Raw genomic sequence first — 6,439 nt, 5'->3', positions numbered from 1 at the left:
ATAAACTGCGATAACTTAATTTAGCATACTCTTCCATTTTTAAGTTAAAGCAAAAATTATCTTCCATCACTGTTTGCAAAGTTACTGCCTGCGGTGCATGCAATAAGCCACAGAAATAACATAGCAACTCCCCGTTGGCTTCATTATCGGCCAGTGTAAGAATCAATTCCCTGAATTTTAATTGCAGTAACGATTGATCGGGCGAAACAGCGGCATTGAAATAAGGGAGCATCGATTTAAAAAATGAATGCACTGCCTCGCTGCTTTCAATAGGAATAATAGACTGGTATTTTTTTTGAGATACAAAAAGTGGTTTTGATTTTGTTTTCAATACTTCACAAATAAATGCATCACTCACAAAAAAAAGATAAAAGCAAAATTCGGTTTCTAAAAACTGTTCTACAATGGCGGCACCCCGTCTTATAAAAACACAGCTGCCAGGGCCAACATTATAAGCGCCATGTGCAGTATGCCATATCTTTCTTCCCTCTGCCACATAGATGATATAATTATTGTGGCTCCACAGATCAGCAAATTTACTGTCGAGCCCGCAATTATACACAGTAAATAAAGAATCACCACAGCTAAGCCGGTGGCAGCGGGCCGGGGTATCTACAATATATTGGTTAAGATTATACAAATTTTAAAATTTAAAAAATAAAGACAATATCATGCTCCAACAATTTATTGACGGCATTCAAATTTAAATTTAAGAAAAAATATTCAGTAAATTAGAAGCATAGCTAAAACTTACAGACTATTTTTTTAGGTACTATTTGGTTTTTAACCAATGCCTAAAAGAAAGCAAACAGTTATGAATCACAAGTGTTCTGCAATTTTCCTCCTCTCATAACTGCTGAGTGATAATTCATAATTATTTTTGTGCCACATTTGTACTTTGCGAAGTAAAAGTATATTTACAAAAATTTTTTATTTATGCCCAACGATTCACTCCATATAAACAACAAAGCAACACCACAAAATACTTACGATGCCATCATTGTTGGCTCGGGCATCAGCGGCGGATGGGCCGCCAAAGAATTGTGTGAAAAAGGATTAAAAGTATTACTGCTGGAACGTGGTGGCAATGTGCAGCATCCTGATTACCCTACTGCTAACAAAGCCCAATGGGAATTCCCGCATCACCTCAGTTTATCTGCAGAAGATAAAAAGCGCAGTTTTATTCAAAGCCGGCATTACTCTTACCGGGAAGACAATAAACATTTTTATATTAACGACCAGGAAAATCCTTATGAAGAAACAAAACGCTTCGACTGGATACGTGGCGATATTGTTGGAGGACGTTCTTTGTTGTGGGCAAGGGCCAGTTACCGCTGGAGCGACCTTGATTTTGAAGCCAACCTTCGTGATGGTAACGGTGTAGACTGGCCGATAAGATATAAAGACATAGCGCCCTGGTATGATTATGTGGAGTCTTTTATTGGTGTAAGCGGCAACAGGGATGGCATACCGCATTTACCCGACGGGCAATTTCAACCACCCTTTGAAATGAATGCAGTAGAAAAACATTTTAAAGAAAAGATAGAAAATATTTACCCCGGCAGAAAAGTAATTATGGGCCGTACAGCTAACCTAACGCAGCCGGTTAAGGGCAGGGGGCAATGCCAGGCAAGAGATCTTTGCCACCGTGGTTGCCCGTTCGGTGCTTACTTCAGTACAAATGCCAGTACCATGCCTGCTGCTTATGCTACCGGCAACCTCACCGTAAGGCCACATTCGCTGGTAAATAAAGTAATTTATGATGAACAAAAAGGAAAAGTAACAGGTGTAGAAATTTTAGATACAGAAACTAATCAAACGCAGGAGTTTTATGCCCGGCTTATTTTTCTTAATGCTTCCACAGTAGCCACTGCATTTATTTTGCTCAACTCTGTTTCAACCCGTTTTCCCAATGGGCTGGGTAACGGCAGCGACCAGGTTGGCCGCAACCTGATGGATCATCACAAAGGAATTTCCATTACAGCACGTGTTGACGGATTTGAAGATATGTATTACTCTGGCCGGAGGCCAACGCCATTATTTATTCCCCGCTTTCAAAATATACATGATACAGCAAGCGGCTATATCCGTGGCTATTATTTTGGTGCCAACGCATCCCGGCCAAGGCAGGCAGGCAGTGCCGTTATTGGCAAGGAATTAAAAGATGCCTTAACAGAACCCGGCCCGTGGCAGCTGAACCTTTATGCATACGGCGAGTGTTTACCCTATGCGGATAACAGGATTACTTTAAACAATAATAAAAAAGATGCATGGGGCAGGCCCATTATTACCATTGATTGTGAGTTTAAAGAAAATGAAAAAGCCATGCATGCCGATATGGTAAAAAAGGGTGAGGAAATGTTAACCGCAGCCGGGTTTAAAAATATTACTGTAAGGGCAGAAATATCGGCGCCAGGTAATGCCAATCACGAAATGGGTACTGCCCGAATGGGCCATAATGCAAAAACATCGGTGCTGAATAAATTTAACCAAATGCATGAAGTACCTAATGTATTTATTACCGATGGCTCCTGCATGGTATCAAGCGCCTGCCAAAATCCCTCTTTAACTTATATGGCGCTTACGGCAAGAGCTTGTGATTATGCGGTAAAGGAAATCAGGAAAGGGAATTTATGATGGAGGTAAATTCAGTAATAATAAAAAGGGCTGACGAAGAAAGCAAACATTGAATTGAGTATTTTTTCTGGAACAGGCAATTTTTGCTATCGTTTTTATTTTTTTAAAAAATTATGAAGAACAGGATGTACTCCGAAACACCTGTGCAAATAAGCATTAAAAAGTTTTTTGCTTGTGAATACTTATTGCATATATTTAACATGAAATCAGTACACAAAAAAAGAACCCTTATGAAAATAAATACATTCCTCTTCGCCATTGTTGTTTTAATAAGTTTTACTTCATGTTCAAAATCAGAGAACACATCACCTGTTCCCCCTCCACCTGTAGTGTTTGGAACAATACTCACAAAGGTTTATGAAGTTGATACAACAAAGGCTGCTCCGGCAGATACAATAAATCGTTGGAGTTTTACTTACGACAACCTGAACAGACTTATTATAGATTCCTTTACAAGTCTTACAACCTATTCTGGCAGTATTTATTATATTATAAATAAAATTGAGTACACTGGTACAGATACATTCGCCTACCGAAAAACTCAAAGAGCTTTTAAAGGCAGTAATTTTATGTCGGCTGATACTGTTTACTATAAATTTGTGAATAGCAGGTATGATAGTGATACTATGGTTTTTGACTATGGACTTACTTTTCCCCCTGGAACTGCACGTAATAAATTTACCTACAGTGCTAATGTAATTACCCGAAATTTTCAAAACTGGGTACCTCAAAACTCTTATACAGCTACTGAAGTACAGAAAATATATCTTACAATTGTAAATAATAATATTATTGCCCAAAGGGACACAATTGTTAGTTCTGTAAATGGCTTCCCCCAGCCCACGCCTACTATATTTACAACTAATGTTTCGTATCTGTCTAACCCAAATCCATTTTACAGCCTTACTGCCAGTTACAGTAATGGATATTTTAGAATCCCCGGCATAGGGAATATTGCAAACCGTTCATATGCTCCACGTAACCTTATATCGCAACAAACATCAAGTTACGGTTCTATTACTTATGATTACACTTTCCGGTCAGATGGGTATCCATTAATTGCACGGGTAAACAATAACCAAAATGGCACTTCTCTTAAAACCAAATTACTATTTGTTTACAGGTAGAAAAAGAAAGAATAGCAATTTTTATTTTGCAGCACCCCAATACAATTGGGCAAAATCGCAAAGGCACCATATGATCCCATTATTATTTCGTTTTCAATTTAATCATTATACAAGCTAACACTTACGCCAGTTTGGGTGATTGTAGAATAATTAATGTATTTGCTTATAAAAGACTGTGGAGATTACAGAAAATGATTTGTTAAAGCATAGACGAAGGCTAAATACTCTATAAAAAAATTACTCCTTATCAATAAACACCTCAAACACCGCTTTTTGTTTTCCCTTCTTTCCGTCACCTACATCATAACCCTTACTATCCCTAAAAGCTTTGTTGGCACTTTGTTTTAAAAGCCTTAACCATGGCAGGTATTGACTTCCTTTAGGTTTATTGGAAATGGTATTGGCTAACTCATTTGTAAAGTGATGGGTAAATATACTGCCCATTGCCATGTCAGTTATTGCAGGCTGGCCATGCTGCGATGATGATACCAATATAGATACCGCATTCTTTGCATCAGTAAACAATTTTTTAGTGAGCGCCTTGCTTAACCCGGGCATAATACCTTTTACTACGTTCATATCCTTTTCACTCTTCAGCGGCCGTTTAAAAGGTATATTAGTATTACAGCAATCGCCGATTGCAATATTGATACGGGCACCTTTAAAACGGATGATGTTTAATATCACCGCCAGGTTTTCGGTATGCTTTTCTATAAAATCAATTTTATTGTATTGCACCTGGTCGTTATGCGGACGCATATCTACCTGTGGATACTTGCGCCTGCTGTCTTTCTGGTAACTGAAACCATGACCCGAATAATAAAACAGGGTCACATCATTTTCATTATGCAATATAATACTGTCCACAGCCTGTATCAAATTATCACGATGATAATTGTGGCCCGATATTTCTATAGCACAAAGATCGCAATGAATATGTTTGCAAATATCTGCAAATACTTTTTTAACGGCATTGGCATCTTTTACGCAACCTTCATTTAATGCGGCATCGTGGGTATTGGCCATGATAATTAGCACCAACCTGGGTTGCTTTTTAACCTTCTCCCCGTTCATTGTTTTTTTAAATTTTTCCAATAGCTGCGAAAACGGAATTTGTTTACTGGCTGGCATAATTGATACAATTTAGTTTATTGGTATTGGCAGGAGTTAAAAAAAGCACCACACCTTAAAAATAATTGAAAATAGCAGAATGAGCAATAACTTGCAACAATAAACCTTAACTGCATAAGTCTATGCTCCGATATTGTTGCCTGATTTTTTTTGTTATTTATTGCAGCACTGCTGTTGCACAATCTTCTAAAATAGACAGCCTGCAACGCTTATTGCAAACAGAAAAGCAAGACAGCAACAGGGTAACCTTACTTTGGAAACTTGCCGAGCAATACCAGTTTTTTAAACCCGATACCACTTTACAATTAGCGCAAAAAGCATTTTTGCTGGCACAACATATAAAGTATAAAGAAGGAGAAAGCCGTTCGCTGGCAGTAATGGCTACCGGGCAATACCTGCTGGGCAATTATTCCGCAGCACTTAAAAACTATATGCAAAAACTGCAGCTGGAAGAAAAAAGAAGCAGCAGCCGTAACTATGCCAGTGCATTAAATAATATCGGGCTCATGTATATTTTACTGGCCGATTACCCAAACGCTTTGGGTTACCTGCACAGAGCCGACTCTACTGTACAGATTGCAGGCGAAGAAGTAAAGAAAGAATTGCAAAACAGGATACAGATAAACCTGGGAGAAACTTTTTACCGGATGAAGAAAATGGATTCTGCTAATTATTATTTTTCAGCAGTTTTAAAAACAGTATTAAATAACCAGAATAATTTTTACCAGGGTGCTGCATTACTTGGCCTGGGTAATGTACAATCTGCCGAAGGGAACGATAGCACAGCAATGGACAATTACCGCAGGGCATTGTTTTTTTTAAGCGATGGTACCAATAATGATATGCTTTGCGAAACAGCACTTGGCCTGGCCAATGTTTTTCAAAAAATGGGGCAGCCCGATTCTGCATTGTATTATGCAAGGCTTGCTTTTGTAACAGGCAGAAACGATGGTTTCCTGAGCAGGGAACTGGATGCCGCCGGTTTTCTCAGCCATTTTTATAAGAACACTAAAAAATACGACAGTGCTTTTAACTATATGGAACTAACGGTAGCCTTACACGATTCTTTAAAAGGCCAGGCCAAAACAAGGGAAGCTATGATCATAAGCAGTAATGAACAATTGCGCCAGGCAGAACTGGCAGAACAAAAGCAACGGGAAAAAGAAACGAGGCTGCAACAACTGCAAATACTGGCCATCTGTATTTTTATACCTACGTTTTTTATTATTACCCTGGCGGTAAGCAGGATACGCATACACAGGAATGTAGTACGCTTTATGGGAGTGGTATCATTATTATTATTCTTCGAATTTTTGATATTACTACTGCATCCTTTAATAGAACAATTGATGCACCATAATAAAGTATTAGAGTTGCTTGTACTGGTAGTAATTGGTGCAGGCCTGGTACCACTGCATCACCGGCTGGAAAAGTTAGTGATAGCTAAGCTTACAAAGCCTATGCCACCAAACTATACATCACCAGTAGCCGCAGATGATGCTGCATTTACAGCAACAATTGAAGAAGTGATAACAGAAGAGCTG

Annotated in this window: 5 protein-coding genes; 3 read left to right on the top strand and 2 right to left on the bottom strand. The window is 38.6% G+C overall.

Annotated features, from left to right (window positions below; all coding sequences use genetic code 11):
- A partial coding sequence (locus ACY65O_RS15520) for a hypothetical protein (protein ID WP_462221771.1) occupies positions 1-640 on the bottom strand: 640 nt, incomplete at its 3' end.
- 296 nt (positions 641-936) lie between these two features.
- Between ACY65O_RS15520 and ACY65O_RS15515 the strand changes: the two genes are divergently transcribed.
- Positions 937-2,637, top strand: coding sequence for a GMC oxidoreductase (locus ACY65O_RS15515; RefSeq protein ID WP_462221770.1), 1,701 nt, complete (start codon positions 937-939; stop codon positions 2,635-2,637).
- 230 nt (positions 2,638-2,867) lie between these two features.
- A complete protein-coding gene (locus ACY65O_RS15510) occupies positions 2,868-3,764 on the top strand; it encodes a hypothetical protein (RefSeq protein ID WP_462221769.1) in 897 nt (298 codons plus the stop codon).
- 237 nt (positions 3,765-4,001) lie between these two features.
- On the opposite strand, the gene ACY65O_RS15505 is transcribed toward ACY65O_RS15510, so the two are convergent.
- The gene (locus ACY65O_RS15505; protein ID WP_462221768.1) at positions 4,002-4,895 is read right to left on the bottom strand and encodes a caspase family protein; all 894 of its coding nucleotides are present in this window, start codon (positions 4,893-4,895) and stop codon (positions 4,002-4,004) included.
- Positions 4,896-5,017: 122 nt separating this feature from the next.
- Here ACY65O_RS15505 and ACY65O_RS15500 point away from each other — a divergent pair.
- The coding region (locus ACY65O_RS15500; protein WP_462221767.1) for a tetratricopeptide repeat protein at positions 5,018-6,439 on the top strand (1,422 nt) is incomplete at its 3' end.

Source organism: Ferruginibacter sp., assembly GCF_031430955.1.
GTDB lineage: Bacteria > Bacteroidota > Bacteroidia > Chitinophagales > Chitinophagaceae > Ferruginibacter.
This window is presented reverse-complemented; position numbering and strand designations above follow the sequence as displayed.